At 44.8% G+C, this 15,763-nt stretch carries 14 protein-coding genes; 4 read left to right on the top strand and 10 right to left on the bottom strand.

The genetic code is table 11. The annotated features are described in order from the left end of the window. Positions 1–15: 15 nt before the first annotated feature. The 3 genes from rpsI to zapE form a co-directional block, all read right to left on the bottom strand. Entirely contained in the window at positions 16–408 is a 393-nt protein-coding gene (rpsI, locus tag OQJ75_RS03790; protein WP_004740758.1) for a 30S ribosomal protein S9, read from the bottom strand. A gap of 13 nt (positions 409–421) precedes the next feature. Next, positions 422–850 (bottom strand): 50S ribosomal protein L13, encoded by a 429-nt coding sequence (gene rplM / locus OQJ75_RS03785; protein ID WP_010434689.1) that lies wholly within the window; start codon positions 848–850, stop codon positions 422–424. 247 nt (positions 851–1,097) lie between these two features. Continuing rightward, positions 1,098–2,201, bottom strand: coding sequence for a cell division protein ZapE (gene zapE / locus OQJ75_RS03780; RefSeq protein ID WP_265971057.1), 1,104 nt, complete (start codon positions 2,199–2,201; stop codon positions 1,098–1,100). A 219-nt stretch (positions 2,202–2,420) separates the two neighbouring features. Here zapE and zapG point away from each other — a divergent pair, with 219 nt between their 5' ends. The 3 genes from zapG to degS all read left to right on the top strand — a co-directional run bounded on the left by zapG (position 2,421) and on the right by degS (position 5,577). Beyond that, complete coding sequence (zapG, locus tag OQJ75_RS03775; RefSeq protein WP_248373992.1) at positions 2,421–2,876, top strand: Z-ring associated protein ZapG; 456 nt, start codon at positions 2,421–2,423, stop codon at positions 2,874–2,876. A gap of 126 nt (positions 2,877–3,002) precedes the next feature. Next, positions 3,003–4,358, top strand: a complete 1,356-nt coding sequence (locus OQJ75_RS03770; protein WP_265971055.1) for a Do family serine endopeptidase — start codon at positions 3,003–3,005, stop codon at positions 4,356–4,358. A gap of 154 nt (positions 4,359–4,512) precedes the next feature. Then, positions 4,513–5,577 carry an outer membrane-stress sensor serine endopeptidase DegS gene (degS, locus tag OQJ75_RS03765; protein WP_265971053.1) on the top strand — a complete coding sequence of 355 codons (1,065 nt, stop codon included), beginning with the start codon at positions 4,513–4,515 and terminating at the stop codon, positions 5,575–5,577. A 102-nt stretch (positions 5,578–5,679) separates the two neighbouring features. Here degS and parC read toward each other — a convergent pair whose 3' ends face one another. The 6 genes from parC to nudF form a co-directional block, all read right to left on the bottom strand. Then, positions 5,680–7,938, bottom strand: a complete 2,259-nt coding sequence (gene parC / locus OQJ75_RS03760) for a DNA topoisomerase IV subunit A (RefSeq protein WP_265971051.1) — start codon at positions 7,936–7,938, stop codon at positions 5,680–5,682. A gap of 3 nt (positions 7,939–7,941) precedes the next feature. After that, positions 7,942–9,822, bottom strand: a complete 1,881-nt coding sequence (gene parE / locus OQJ75_RS03755) for a DNA topoisomerase IV subunit B (RefSeq protein WP_010434676.1) — start codon at positions 9,820–9,822, stop codon at positions 7,942–7,944. 238 nt (positions 9,823–10,060) lie between these two features. After that, positions 10,061–10,666: an esterase YqiA gene (gene yqiA, locus OQJ75_RS03750; RefSeq protein WP_265971046.1), complete on the bottom strand. Its 606-nt coding sequence runs from the start codon at positions 10,664–10,666 to the stop codon at positions 10,061–10,063. A gap of 15 nt (positions 10,667–10,681) precedes the next feature. Then, complete coding sequence (gene cpdA, locus OQJ75_RS03745) at positions 10,682–11,506, bottom strand: 3',5'-cyclic-AMP phosphodiesterase (RefSeq protein ID WP_265971044.1); 825 nt, start codon at positions 11,504–11,506, stop codon at positions 10,682–10,684. 59 nt (positions 11,507–11,565) lie between these two features. Beyond that, the gene (locus tag OQJ75_RS03740) at positions 11,566–12,006 is read right to left on the bottom strand and encodes a DUF1249 family protein (protein WP_008222561.1); all 441 of its coding nucleotides are present in this window, start codon (positions 12,004–12,006) and stop codon (positions 11,566–11,568) included. Between the two features lie 4 nt (positions 12,007–12,010). Further along, a complete protein-coding gene (nudF, locus tag OQJ75_RS03735; protein WP_265971040.1) occupies positions 12,011–12,640 on the bottom strand; it encodes an ADP-ribose diphosphatase in 630 nt (209 codons plus the stop codon). Positions 12,641–12,867: 227 nt separating this feature from the next. Here nudF and tolC point away from each other — a divergent pair, with 227 nt between their 5' ends. Then, positions 12,868–14,187 carry an outer membrane channel protein TolC gene (gene tolC, locus OQJ75_RS03730; protein ID WP_265971039.1) on the top strand — a complete coding sequence of 440 codons (1,320 nt, stop codon included), beginning with the start codon at positions 12,868–12,870 and terminating at the stop codon, positions 14,185–14,187. A gap of 93 nt (positions 14,188–14,280) precedes the next feature. On the opposite strand, the gene hldE is transcribed toward tolC, so the two are convergent. Then, the gene (gene hldE / locus OQJ75_RS03725; protein WP_248388283.1) at positions 14,281–15,711 is read right to left on the bottom strand and encodes a bifunctional D-glycero-beta-D-manno-heptose-7-phosphate kinase/D-glycero-beta-D-manno-heptose 1-phosphate adenylyltransferase HldE; all 1,431 of its coding nucleotides are present in this window, start codon (positions 15,709–15,711) and stop codon (positions 14,281–14,283) included. Positions 15,712–15,763: the final 52 nt, after the last annotated feature.

Genomic DNA, 15,763 nt, shown 5'->3' with positions numbered 1-15,763 from the left:
TTTCGTAAAGAAAAATTAACGCTTAGAGAATTGAGGTTTACGACGTGCTTTACGTAGACCAACTTTCTTACGTTCAACGCAACGAGCGTCACGAGTAACGTAGCCAGCTGCACGTAGAGCAGGACGTAGAGTTTCATCGTACTCCATAAGAGCGCGAGTGATACCGTGGCGGATTGCGCCAGCTTGACCAGAAATACCACCACCAGAAACAGTGATGTAAAGGTCAAGTTTCTCAGTTAGTTCAACTAGCTCAAGAGGTTGCTTAACAACCATACGAGAAGTTGGACGACCGAAGTAAACATCAAGGCTACGCTTGTTGATTACGATCTCACCAGAGCCTGGTTTGATGAAAACACGAGCTGCTGAGCTTTTGCGACGACCAGTGCCGTAGTATTGATTCTCTGCCATTTTCATAATCCCCTTAGATGTCTAGTACTTGTGGCTGTTGAGCAACATGGTTGTGCTCAGTACCAGCGTACACTTTAAGCTTACGGTACATCGCGCGGCCTAGAGGACCACGTGGAAGCATACCTTTAACTGCTAGTTCTAGAACCATTTCTGGTTTCTTAGCAATTAGCTTTTCAAAAGTGATAGTTTTAAGACCACCTGGGAACTCAGAGTGACGGTAGTAAACCTTACCCTTAGCTTTGTTACCAGTTACAGCAACTTTCTCAGCGTTAACAACGATGATGTAATCACCAGTGTCTACGTGAGGAGTGTATTCTGCTTTGTGCTTGCCGCGTAGGCGAGAAGCGATTTCACTTGCTAGACGGCCAAGAGTTTTGCCTTCAGCGTCTACAACATACCAGTCGCGTTTTACAGTTTCTGGTTTAGCAACGAAAGTTTTCATGCTAATAATTACCTATTTAAAAAATTTACACTTAAGGAATACTCGCGTATTCCCACTGTCTAAGAGTTACCATTCATCACCCCTTCGAGTGTTGGAAAACTCTTGGCATAACGTGATTTTACTCATCGCTAGAGGCCCGCAGTAACGGTAGGTCGCAGGATTATAGAGAAGAGCGAAGAAAAAATCACCTCTTTTTGAACAAAATCACGATTTTTTTAATTCTATTTCTTATTCGAGATAATCAAAGCTAACTTAAGTGTTCTTTTGCCAAATATTCATGGCTCTGCATTTCAATTAAACGCGACTGACAACGTTTAAATTCAAACTCTAGCTGACCATGGGTGTATAGCTTTTCTAGCTCCACTTCCGCTGAAATAATCAGCTTCACATTACGCTCGTAGAACTCATCAACTAACGCAATGAAGCGCCTCGCAGCGTCATCTGAAGTCGCGCCCATTTGCAACACATCCGCCAATAGAACTGTGTGATAAACCCGAGACAGCTCAATATAGTCGTTCTGGCTACGAGCCGACTGACAGAGCTGAGCAAAGGTACCATGCAGTACGCCATCACTCGCTTCGACTACATCTAATTGACGGTGATTAACCTCTATCTGCTTAAGCTTCTCTTTATCTTCGCCAACCAGCTGAGCGTAATACTTTTCGAGATTGATATTCGCTTGGCTATCTAGCGGGTAATGGTAAATCTCAGCCTGTTCTAAGGTACGTAGACGATAATCAATGCCACTATCGACATTAAGGATATGACAGTTGTCTTGAATGAGCTTAATAGCCGGTAAGAAACGCGCTCGCTGTAACCCGTTGCGATACAGATCCGCAGGTGGAATATTAGAGGTCGCAACCAAGATAACGTTTCGAGCGAATAACTCTTGGAACAAGGTTCCTAGGATCATCGCATCGGTGATGTCTGAAACAAAGAATTCATCGAAACAGATAATATCCGCTTCTTCCTTCAACTTGTCTGCGACTAAAGGCAATGGATCACTCACATTACCTAGCGCCTTTAGCTCATCATGAACTCGATACATAAAACGGTGAAAGTGAACACGCATTTTTTTAGTGGTCGGTAAGGCATCATAGAACGTATCCATTAGGTACGTTTTTCCTCGCCCTACGCCACCCCAGAAATAGAGACCTTTTGGTGGCTGTGGCAATTCTGGCTTTTTGCCCAATAATTTCTGGAAGCGAGTCAGTTGAGGAATGGGCGTATTCATGTAATCTTGGAATTGATAAAAGAGTTCATCTAAAGATTTAACGGCTTGCTCTTGTGCTGGATCTCTTTGAAATCCATGTTCTTTTATATCTTGTTCGTATTTTTTAATGGGATTCATGACGACATTTCCACAATGAAAGCAATATCAGACAACAACTAAAAATGAGCCCAAACAGTACGAGGAATAACGTGATGTGGTGAATAATACAGCATCAAACTGCTAACTAGCGCACACGCATTTCTCTTTATACTGCGGCTTTCTCATAGTACCATGGAGCCGTATCACGTGTAACTAAGCAGTAACAAACATGTTAAAAAACAATAATAAGGAGCTGTTATGCCTTGGATGTATGCCGTTGCCGGTTTACTAGTCGGAGTTATTTTAGGGGTCGCTATTTCTCGTCTCATGACACCTGAATACAAAAAACAAAAGAACGTACAGAAAGAATTAGATAGCGCAAAGTTTGCCCTTGAGCAGCAGCGACAAGAGCTGGCTGATCACTTTGCGAAATCAGCAGAAATGTTGGACACCTTAGGTAAAGACTACACAAAACTGTACCAACACATGGAAAAAACAAGCTCAGAGCTGATTCCTAACCTGCCAGAGCAAGATAACCCATTTGTGAAAACAGCCGCTGCCCATTCGGACAAGCCACAAGAGAAGCCTTCAGTAAAAGAGGCTACACTTGAGGAACAACCGAAAGATTACGCTAATGGCGCAACTGGTTTATTTACAGAGCAGAAGAAAGAAATCATGGATGCTCCCGATGTTGTAACAGCAAAAGCATCGTAAACATTTAACACTTCTGTGAACTTTACAAAGGTTTTTGAGTCATAACTTTCACTCAGGTCATTTGAAACTTCTCATACTTATTAAACGTATAAGAGGATTAAGACCTTAACTAGAGAGGAGTTTATGATGAAAAAACCTTTGCTTGCTTTATCAGTACTGACTTTAAGCTTAAGTTCAATCATCACCCCCATTCAAGCAACTGCCGCACTGCCATTAAGTGTGGGTAATGAACAATTACCAAGCCTTGCTCCTATGCTTGAACAAGTGACCCCCGCTGTGGTTAGTATTGCCGTAGAAGGCAAACAGGTACAACGTCAGCAAATCCCTGAACAATTTCAATTCTTTTTTGGTCCAGAACAAACACGAGAGCGTCCATTCCGCGGGCTAGGCTCAGGTGTCATCATTGACGCTAAGAAAGGCCATATCGTGACCAATTACCATGTAATCAATGGCGCGGACGATATCAAAGTAAAACTGCATGATGGTCGAGAGTACGATGCTGAGCTTATCGGCGGTGACCAGATGTCTGATATCGCACTGCTTAAATTAGAAAAAGCCAAGAACCTTACCCAGATAAAAGTCGCAGACTCAGACAAACTAAGAGTTGGTGATTTTAGCGTTGCGATCGGTAACCCGTTTGGGCTTGGCCAAACCGTCACTTCAGGTATCGTTTCTGCGCTCGGCCGTAGTGGACTAAACCAAGAGAACTTTGAAAACTTTATTCAAACCGATGCAGCTATCAACAGCGGCAACTCTGGCGGCGCGCTAGTTAACCTCAATGGTGAACTGATTGGTATCAACACTGCCATCCTTGGCCCCAACGGAGGTAATGTCGGTATCGGCTTTGCAATCCCTTCTAATATGATGACAAACCTGACAGAACAAATTCTCGATTTCGGTGAAGTAAAACGTGGCATGCTTGGCGTTCAAGGGGGAGAAGTGACCTCTGAATTGGCAGAAGCACTCGGTTATGAATCAAGTAAGGGTGCCTTTGTTAGCCAAATAGTCCCTGACAGTGCAGCAGATAAAGCAGGACTGAAAGCGGGCGATATTATTGTCTCAATTAATGGCAAACGTATTGATACCTTTAGTGAATTAAGAGCTAAGGTCGCGACACTCGGCGCAGGTAAACAAATTGAACTGGGCGTGGTTCGTGACGGCAATAGCAAAACCTTTGATGTAACGCTTGGTGAATCCACAAATAACAAAACACAGGCTGAGAAGCTCCATGAAGGGCTAGCCGGAGCTGAATTAACCAACACAACTGAAAGTGATTCTGCAACGGGCGTCAAGGTATCGAGTGTTGCTCAAGGCTCACCAGCCGAAGCCTATCAACTTATGCAAGATGACATCATTATTGGCGTAAATCGCCAAACCGTTAAGAACCTTGCTGAATTTAGAGAGATTCTTGAGAAACAACCGGGCGTATTGGCGCTAAATATCCAACGCGGCGACAGGACTATCTACCTCGTTATTCGATAGTCATACGTCAGCGTAATAACAGGGAGACTGAGTAAGTTTGCTTTAAACTTACTCAGTCTCCCTTTTCTTTAGATGAATCAAAATGCTATGCTTCACTAGTAATTAACTGGTCATTCACAGATGACCCCTCACCTTACTTGCTGAAGAGGGAAACATGCTGTCCTTTCTACTTCGTTCTATTTCCCTTGGACTTGTTTCAGCGGCGCTTATTCTTCTCGCATTTCCGAGCCTAAGATCAGGCATTGTTTCAGACGTCACTAGCCCTAAAGTCGATAATATTGGCTCTCTTCAAATTTCATTTAACCCAGCGGTACGGCGAGCAGCACCTGCTGTGGTGAATATCTATAGCCGTAAATACGCAGAAAGCGATCGCAACAAGCTGCTGACTCAAGGCTTGGGGTCAGGAGTCATTGTCAGCGAAAAAGGCTACATCATTACCAACTTCCACGTTGTAGCCCAGGCTGACCAAATCGTAGTGGCACTTCAAGACGGACGAGTAGCTGCAGCGCAGCTTGTCGGTTCAGACAAGCGTACCGATATAGCAATACTCAGAGTCAGTGGTGACAACTTACCTGTAATTCCACTGAACCAAGATTACAAAGCAAACGTAGGTGATGTAGTACTGGCTATCGGTAACCCATACAATCTAGGCCAAACGACGACCTTTGGTATTATTTCGGCAACCGGTCGGTCTTCAATCAGTGCCGATGGTCATCAAGCCTTTATCCAAACAGATGCGGCAATCAATGAAGGTAACTCTGGTGGTGCACTCGTCAACTCACAAGGCGAACTAGTCGGCATTAATACAGCTTCTTTCCAACAAGCTACCGACATGGAAACCTATGGGATCTCATTTGCTATCCCCTATCCGCTTGCAAATAAAATCATGGAGAAGATCATCGCCGATGGTCGTGTAATTCGTGGCTATATTGGTATCGACGGACAAGACATCAACTCGGTGACGTCACGCTTGCTTGGCAATAAAAACATCGGTGGTATTGTTGTACTAGGAATAGATCCGAACGGCCCTGCTGCGGATGCAGGCTTTGAAGCACAAGACATCATTGTCAGCATCAACAACACCCAAATTAACGGTCGACAAAGCGTAATGGACATCGTTACTGACCTGCGACCGGGTACTGTTATCGATGTAGGTATATTGCGCCAAGGTGAAAGCAAAACCTTAAAGGTGACCATCGCCGAAGATACTCGCCTGTAGAGCAAACTCTGTAAGCAGTGATTCAAGCTGCTAATACACAAGTACAAAAAACCCAGCTCATAGGCTGGGTTTTCTTTTATCTAAAGATTGTATCAAGTATCTCTACGATTCGCTTGGTTCATCGATATCGATGCGCGTCACTCGCTGTAGTCCTCTCGGCAGTAACCCGCCACGACGACCACGTTCACCACGGAAGTTTTCAAGATCCGATGGTTTCAAGCCAAGTTTGCGTTTACCTGCATAGATCGTCAGTGTTGCATTTTCAGGGATAGCCATTAGATGCGAAACAAACTCTTCACGCTCTTTTGCTTTCGCAGAAGGGATATTAATAATCTTGTTACCCTTACCTTTGCTCAACTGAGGTAGGTCTTTAATCGGGAACAACAACATACGACCTTGGTTAGTAATCGCCAAAATCTGGTTAGTGTCCAAGTCAGCAATAGGGCTTGGCATCATCACTTCAGAAGCTTGTGGCAAGTTAACCAACGCTTTACCACTCTTGTTCTTAGACAGTAGATCGCTACCCTTACAAACAAAGCCATAGCCCGCGTCAGAACCGACTAACCATAATTGTTCATTCTCTCCCATCACCACTTGGCGAATAGAAGTTCCAGGGCTGACGTTCAAGCGGCCTGTAATTGGCTCACCTTGGCTTCGCGCCGATGGTAATGAATGAGATTCAAGGGAGTAGCTTCGACCATCACTGCCGAGGAACACCGCTTGCTGATTACTCTTACCCTTAGCACTCGCTAAGAATTTATCACCTGATTTGTAGTTCAAGCCTTCAGCATCAACCTCATGCCCTTTGGCATGACGAATCCAACCTTTCTCAGACAACACAACCGTGATTGGCTCGCTTGGTACTAGGTCGCGCTCTGTTAGCGCTTTCGCTTCAGCACGTTCAATCAAAGGTGAACGACGATCATCGCCGTATTTATCCGCATCGGCTTGGATTTCTTTTTTGATCAGCGTATTCAAGCGACGCTCTGAACCGAGTAGCTTTTCAAGCTTTTCACGTTCAGCTTCAAGTTCTTCTTGCTCTGCTCGGATTTTAAATTCTTCTAACTTAGCTAAGTTACGAAGTTTAATATCAAGAATCGCATTGGCTTGAATTTCAGAAATGTTGAAACGGCTCATTAGGACAGGACATGGTTCGTCTTCTGTACGAATGATCTCAATCACTTCATCGATATTAAGATAAGCTGCAAGCAAACCTTCTAGGATGTGCAAGCGTGCCAGTACTTTATCTAAACGGTACTGCAAGCGACGGCGAACCGTTGTGCGACGGAACTCAATCCACTCTTTCAGGATTTGAACTAAGCCTTTCACTTGAGGACGATTGTCTAAACCAATCATGTTCAAGTTAACGCGGAAGTTCTTCTCTAGATCCGTCGAAGCAAACAGATGACTCATCAATTGATCACAGTCGATACGATTTGAACGAGGAACCACGACGATACGTGTTGGGTTCTCGTGATCAGATTCATCACGCAAGTCGTCAACCATTGGTAGCTTTTTAGCACGCATTTGGTTAGCGATTTGCTCAAGTAGCTTCGCACCTGACACTTGATGAGGTAAAGCTGTGATAACAATATCAGAGCCTTCCTTATGCCAAACTGCGCGCATCTTGATGCTGCCACGTCCAGTACGATAGATCTTTTCGATATCCGATTTTGGAGAGATAATCTCAGCTTCCGTCGGGTAATCAGGGCCTTGAATGAAACCCATCACATCAGGAAGTTCAGCTTTCGGCGTGTCAATCAAATGAATCGCTGCGTTCGCCACTTCACGTACATTGTGAGGCGGGATGTCGGTCGCCATACCTACCGCGATACCAGTGATACCGTTAAGCAGGATATGAGGCAGGCGAGCAGGCAACATTTGAGGTTCTTTCATCGTGCCATCAAAGTTTGGTTGCCAGTCAACAGTGCCTTGACCTAGTTCACCTAGAAGAACCTCAGCAAACTTAGATAATTTCGCTTCGGTATAACGCATCGCAGCGAACGATTTCGGGTCATCTGGAGCACCCCAGTTACCTTGACCATCGACCAATGGGTAGCGGTAAGAGAAAGGCTGCGCCATCAATACCATCGCTTCGTAACAAGCAGAGTCACCGTGTGGGTGATACTTACCTAATACATCACCAACGGTACGTGCTGATTTTTTGTATTTCGATGCAGCCGATAAGCCTAGCTCAGACATCGCGTAGATAATACGACGCTGTACTGGCTTCAAGCCATCACCGATATACGGCAATGCACGATCCATAATCACGTACATTGAGTAATTTAAGTAGGCATCTTCGGTGAACTTGCGCATTGGCAGCTGTTCAACGCCATCATATGTAATTTCGTTAGACATCCATTATACCTCGGCCATATCACCGTTAGTCTGTAGCCATGTACGGCGATCATCTGCACGTTTCTTACCAAGCAGCATGTCCATCATCTCGTTGGTTGCTTCGTTGTCATCAATCGTTAATTGAACAAGACGACGAGTGTTTGGATCCATAGTGGTTTCACGCAACTGAAGTGGGTTCATTTCACCCAGACCTTTGAATCGTTGCACGTTGATCTTGGCTTTTTTCTGCGACAGTCGCTCAAGCACACCATCTTTCTCTGCGTCATCGAGTGCGTAGAACACTTCTTTACCGCAATCGATACGATACAGAGGAGGCATTGCCACATAGATATGACCCGCTTCAACCAATGCATGGAAGTGGCGAGTAAACAGTGCACATAACAGCGTCGCGATATGAAGACCATCCGAGTCCGCATCGGCAAGGATACAGATCTTACCGTAACGCAGGCCTGATAAGTCATCGTTGTCCGGGTCGATACCCAGAGCTACCGAGATGTCGTGCACTTCTTGCGAAGCTAATACTTGGTCTGCTGACACTTCCCATGTATTTAGGATCTTACCACGCAGTGGCATAACCGCTTGGAACTCACGATCACGCGCTTGTTTAGCAGAACCACCCGCCGAGTCCCCTTCCACGAAGAAGATTTCGGTGCGGCTTAAATCTTGAACCGAACAATCCGTCAGTTTACCCGGCAGTGCTGGGCCAGATGCGATCTTTTTACGAACAACTTTCTTACTCGCGCGCATACGGCGGTGAGCATTGGCAATACAAGCTTCAGCCAATTGCTCTGCCAGTTGAGGTTTTTCATTCAACCATAGACTGAAGGCATCTTTTACGACACCAGATACAAAAGCAGCGGTTTGACGAGAAGATAGACGCTCTTTTGTTTGACCAGCAAACTGCGGATCTTGCATCTTCACCGATAGTACGTAAGAACAACGGTCAAAGATGTCATCACCCGTTAATTTAACGCCACGAGGCAGCAAGTTACGGAATTCACAAAACTCACGCATCGCATCAAGCAGACCTTGGCGAAGACCGTTTACGTGTGTACCACCTTGTTTAGTTGGTACTAAGTTCACGTAACTCTCGGTGATCATATCACCGCCTTCTGGCTGCCAAATGATTGCCCAGTTAGCCATTTCCGTTTCAGCAACGAACTCACCAACATACGGGTCTTCAGGCAATAAGGTGTAACCTTTTACGCCCTCAGCTAGATAGTCTTTTAGGCCGTCTTCGTAGAACCATTTATGTTCTTCACCACCCACTTTATCGACAAAGGTAATTTCCAAACCAGGGCAAAGTACCGCTTTTGCTCGTAGGTTGTTGATAAGACGAAGTGTCGAAAATTTAGAGCTATCGAAATATTTTGGGTCAGGCCAGAAATGCACCGTAGTACCAGTATTGCGGTGACCACAAGTCCCTGTCACTGTCAGATCGGTAACAGCATGACCACCTTCAAGGGCGATCTCATGCACTTGACCATCACGACGAACCGTTACTTCAACACGTTTTGACAGCGCGTTTACCACCGAGATACCTACCCCGTGCAAACCACCAGAAAATTTGTAGTTGTTGTTTGAGAATTTACCGCCAGAGTGGAGCTTAGTTAAAATCAGCTCAACACCCGAGATCCCTTTTTCAGGGTGGATATCAACCGGCATACCACGGCCGTCATCGGTAACTTCTAACGATTGGTCTGCATGAAGTACCACTTTGATTTTCTTAGCGTGTCCCGCTAATGCTTCATCGACCGAGTTATCAATGACTTCTTGGGCAAGGTGGTTGGGTCTTTCTGTCTCGGTATACATTCCCGGGCGGTGTCGCACCGGATCGAGACCTTCAAGTACCTCGAGGTCTTTTGCATTATATTGTTCAGTCATAATACGGAGTTTACTCAAAAAGTTTGCGTCAGTTCGCTGGCTCTAGTTTCACTAAAGCAGAATCATTACTATGAACCGTCATAGTAGAGCGAACGAGCGAAGTATTGGGGAATATAGTCTGGAAGCTGAGTAATGATGTCAAGCTAGTTCAAAAACTAAGACATCAAACTATGATATTTCACCATTGATAGATGAAATAACAGGCAAACAAGAGAAATCACTCTGTTGGTGAAACAGGTTAAAGGTTTAGAAAGGTGATGATTTGTTGTGGGTAGCGTTCAAAATCAATGAAACTATGATCCCCGCCCTCTTCTACTGTCTGTGTTGCACCTTGGTACTTCTCTACCGCTTGTCGGTAATCCAGAACTTCGTCTTCCGTTTGCTGAAGTAACCAGAAGTCGCTCGGCTTAGCGAGAGCCGAAACCTCTAACGCCTTCAGTTCATCAATATGTTTTGTTTCCAGTACATATCGCTCATCTGTGTATGGGTTTACTTGTTCACCTAAATAGTCAGCAAGAAGCTCATACGGCTTCACTGCTGGGTTTACAACCACGGCTTTAAAACCATAGTGACTATTCAGCCATGTTGAAAGATAGCCACCCAACGAGCTACCGACTAACGCGATCTGATATTGATCTTTATATTGCTCCACCAGCTGCTGCAAGTGAAGTGCCGCTTGCTGAGGAAAACTCGGCAGTTGAGGGGTAACGACTTTAATATCAGCACGATGCTCCGCACAGTAATCCGCCATCACATTCGCTTTGTGAGAACGTGATGAACTGTTAAACCCATGAATATAGAGAAGCAGTGATGGCTTAGTCGCTTGCTGATTAGAGCCTGACATCAATAACCACCTTCATTAGTAACCAGCAGCCTTAAAATCAGGCAAGAACTGCCCATGAGGCAGACGACGAACTTGCGTGCTAACGGTACCGTCTTGATGTAATTCAATCTCTCTCCAGCCCGGAGACAAAGTATCAACCGCAAAGTCATCTGAGTTAGGTTTGAATTGCACACAAGTCGACGGTGTTGCCATGACTTGTACACCATGATGATCTCGGTTCATGTCTTGATGAACGTGACCACACAGTACGGCTTTAACATTGGTGTGCTGTTGAACCACATCCCAAAATTGATCGGCGTCTTTTAGGTTATGTTGATCCAACCATGCGCTGCCAACCAACAATGGATGGTGGTGCAATAGAACCAAGGTATTACGTTCAGGGAACTCCGTCAGCTTTTGTTCTAACAGATCAAGCTGTTGATCGCTAAGGCGACCATGAGGCACACCAACCACCTGCGAGTCTAGCATCACCATCTGCCAGTTATCGCCTAGCAAGACATGCTCAACACACTGTATTTGTGGTGATGGTAAAACACTGCCCATATTAGGCTTAAAGTCATGGTTCCCTGGCAGCCAATAGCATGGCTTTTCCAAAGGTTGAATCCCTGACTCAAATTTATGGTACGACTCAGGACTGTGATCTTGAGAGATATCACCCGTTGCTAAAATCGCTTGATAGTCAAAGCCCTGACTAACTATGCCATCGACTACAGCACGAAAGCTATCTTGAGTGTTGATGCTTAATAAGCTGCCATTGCTCGGCGCAAATAAATGCGTGTCCGTTAGCTGCACAAGCTTAATAGTGCTCTCATCAAATTTTGAAGTGTGTGATAATTCCAAAATAACAAATCCAGATACGTTACTGTTTAGACTTTAAAAGTGTTGATAAATAGGTTCAATTAAAAGGCAATCGGAGTTCGACTGATACCCGTTTTTAAACAAAACGTTAACCATTCCCCAAGAAATTTATTCAATTGAAATTTCTCGTCCTTTTGCAGAAGCTTAGTGTTGGGATAGTCATATTTCGCTTTGACTCGCGAAAAATCCCCGCTAGCGCACACTTCTGCAACTCGAGCGTCGTGATATAGCCTGACAGACATTTTTGGCAAAGGAAACACTGGCATCGCATCACTCTGACATATATCTATTAATGTGGTGTATTTTGTGACCTCATTCACTGTCAATTGATACACCATATTAACGGCTTGGTAACAGCGAACATCACCAACCTCGTGCCCAACCGGTAACAAAGCATTCAGTTTGGCATAGTTAGTCTCGTAAACTCGCATCAATTCAGCAAGATCAACATGATACGGTTTTTTGACCGCGATATTTGGCATGACGTTAATCTATCCACTCTGACTGTAATTCTTGGTAGTTCAATTGTAGCCACTGTAGCGCAATGATCGTGGCACCATTTTCAAACACACCCTCTTTTACCAACTGATAAGCGGCTTCGCGACTCATCACTTGTACACGAATGTCTTCGCCTTCGTAGTCCAATCCGTGTACCCCTTTAGCGGTCGTTGCATCAACACAGCCAACAAAGACGCCGAGCTTTTCTGAGCAACCACCAGATGAAGGGTAATACGAAGTAATAGGCAATACAGATCCGACTTCGACCCCAGCTTCTTCCATCGCCTCACGACGAGCGACATCTTGTGGTGATTCATCGGTATCAATGATCCCAGCAACAATTTCATATTGCCATGGGTTCTCATGCTCTAGAGCACCGACACGGATCTGTTCGACGATCACAACTTCGTCACGCACAGGATCATAGGGTAGCAAAGCGGCAGCATGTCCACGCTCAAACATCTCACGCTGTATTGGTTGGCTCCAGCCGCCCTCAAACAATCTATGTTTAAATGTGTACTTAACCATTTTGAAAAAACCACGAAACAGCGTCTCTTTTGAGACTATTTCCACATCTTGCGGAGTAAACTCATGTCGTTGATTGTCATACTGTTGCATTTGGTACCTCACTAAGTGATCTTTATAGTTTACTCATTGTCCGAGTTAACTACCAAGGATAAGGTTCAACTTTTTATATAAAATTTATAATTAAAGTTAAGTTTTAAAAAACAAATATTGCACAAGTGGACAGTTAACTGTAAAAAAGTGCAAAGTTTCGAGTAAATTACCACCAAACTGGGTTAAACTCTTTTAAAGAAAATTCCATAAAAGGCAGGAATAGGAAAATGAAAAAACTGCTTCCACTATTTATCAGTGCAGCAATTGGCAGCCTGAGTTCATCAGCTTTTGCTGATACGCTAGCTGAAGTTTACGACCAAGCAAAACAGAACGATCCACAACTTCTTCGTTCAGCAGCGCAGCGCGATGCCGCTTTTGAAGCAGTAACGTCAAGCCGTAGCTCTTTGTTACCGCAAATCAATTTGACTGCGAACTACGACATTAATCGTGGTGACTATAAAGACGCAAGTAATGACAACAACCAATGGGGTGTTGGCATTGGTTTTAGTCAAGAGCTTTACCAACGCTCTTCTTGGATCACTCTAGACACGGCAGAGAAGACTGCTCGTCAATCTGATTCAGCTTACGCGGCAGAGCAACAAGCTTTGATTCTGCGTACAGCAACAGCTTACTTTGACGTACTTCGCGCTCAAGATAACCTAGAGTTTGTTCGTGCAGAAAAAGCAGCGGTTGCTCGTCAACTAGAGCAAACTAAACAGCGTTTTGAAGTTGGTCTTTCAGCGATCACCGATGTACACGATGCACAAGCTCAGTACGATGGCGTTTTGGCTGATGAAGTTCTTGCAGAGAACGACCTAACGAATAGCTACGAAGGTCTACGTGAGATTACAGGTCAGGAACACTCTAACCTAAGCATCCTAGATACTGATCGTTTCTCAGCAAGCAAATCTTCTGAGTCTGCTGTTGCACTTGTTGAACAAGCAGAACAAAAGAACCTTAGCTTACTTGCTGCACGTATCTCTCAAGACGTAGCAAAAGATAACATCTCTCTAGCTAGCTCTGGTCACCTACCAAGCTTAACTTTAGATGGTAGCTACGGTCTTGCAGAACAGACCGACAGCTCTAACAGCACAAATGATTACGACTCTGACAACCTAAACATCGGTTTGAACTTAGTTGTGCCTCTATATACGGGTGGTAACACAACTTCTTTGACTAAACAGGCTGAATACAACTACGTTGCAGCAAGTGAAGATTTAGAAGCGACTTACCGTAGTGTTGTGAAAGACGTACGTGCATTCAACAACAACATCAGTGCTTCGATTGGTGCTCTACGCGCTTACGAACAATCTGTAGTGTCTGCTCAGTCTGCTCTAGAAGCAACAGAAGCAGGTTTTGATGTTGGTACTCGTACTATTGTTGACGTACTTGATTCGACTCGTCGTCTATACGATGCGAACAAAAACCTTTCAGATGCTCGTTACAACTACATCCTAAGTGTACTTCAGCTTCGTCAAGCAGTTGGCACGCTAAGCGAACAAGACATTGTTGATGTAAACGCAGGTCTAAAAGTAGCAAGTAAGTAACTCTTAATCACTCAAGTTACCGTTACAAAAATGCCGCTCATTTTGAGCGGCATTTTTATTATCTATCGAATCTCGGTAACAGACAGCTAAAATTTAGCCTCGGCCACCTTTAATCGCTTTAATAATTTCAGTGGTAGAGCAACCATCTTCAAAGTTAAGTACTTTCACTTCACCACCAGCAGCAATCACTTCCTCACCGCCAGCAATCTCTTCAGGTTTGTAATCACCACCTTTCACCAAAATACTTGGCAATACCTCAGAGATTAAACGTTGGGGAGTATCTTCAGAGAAAGGAACAACCCAATCAACCGCCCCTAAGCCAGCCAATACTGCCATACGACGATCAGTTGGGTTCACAGGACGACCAGGCCCCTTCAAGCGCTTCACTGACTCGTCAGTATTAACCGCAACGATCAAACGATCGCCCAACTCAGCCGCGTGATTCATGTAAGAAACATGACCAGCATGAAGAATATCAAAGCAGCCATTGGTCATAACCACTTTCTCGCCTTTCGCACGAGCACGCTTCACCGCTTCAACCAATGCCGCTTCAGAGATCACGCCGTAGTCTGTATCTTGGCTACCGTGAATCGCTTCCGCTAACTCAATAGTAGACAGTGTAGATGTACCAAGCTTACCCACTACCACACCAGCAGCCGCATTCGCTAATGCACACGCTTCATCCAGTGGCTTACCAGCAGCAACAGAAGCCGCCAGTACTGAGATAACCGTATCGCCAGCACCCGTCACGTCATACACTTCTTTCGCTTGAGTCGGCAAATGGAATGGTTCCAAACCTTTGCGAAGTAGTGTCATACCATGTTCACTACGAGTTACCAACAAAGCTTCGAAATCAAACTCTTCGATCAGTGCGAGTCCTTTTTCGATCATTTCTTCTTCAGATTTTACTTTGCCAGCAACCAACTCGAACTCAGCCATGTTTGGCGTAAGCAAGGTTGCACCACGGTAGCGTTCAAAGTCTGCGCCTTTCGGGTCGATGAATACTGGTACGTTCGCTGCACGTGCTTTTTGGATAAAACTCTGCACGTGCTCAAGAGCACCTTTGGCATAATCAGATAGAATTACCGAGCGCACACTTGGAAGCGCTTGTTCCATACGAGACAAAACAAGCTCAGGATCCGTATTCTCAAATTTATCTTCAAAATCAAGGCGAATTAGCTGCTGACCACGGCTCATCACTCGCAGTTTAGTAATGGTTGGGTAATCTTCTAACTCAACGAAATCACATTTAACCTTTAGTGCGCCTAAGGTATTTTTTAACACCTCAGCAGGCTCATCTTTACCGGTCAAACCAACGATATGAGCATGGCCACCAAGAGAAGCAATATTCATTGCTACGTTGGCTGCACCACCAGGACGCTCTTCGTTATTTTCTACTTTTACAACGGGCACAGGTGCTTCTGGTGAAATACGGCCAGTTGGGCCATACCAGTAACGGTCAAGCATTACGTCACCGACAACAAGAACGCCTGATTGGCTGTAGTCAGGTAGAATTGGTTTCATTATGGATCTCCAAAAATCGAATCTGGCTAGAGTCTAGCACACTGATTACAGA

It is taken from the genome of Vibrio sp. 14G-20, assembly GCF_026241515.1.
Classification (GTDB): Bacteria; Pseudomonadota; Gammaproteobacteria; order Enterobacterales; family Vibrionaceae; genus Vibrio.
The sequence above is the reverse complement of the archived record's forward strand: the minus strand, read 5'-3'. Positions and strand labels throughout refer to the sequence as shown.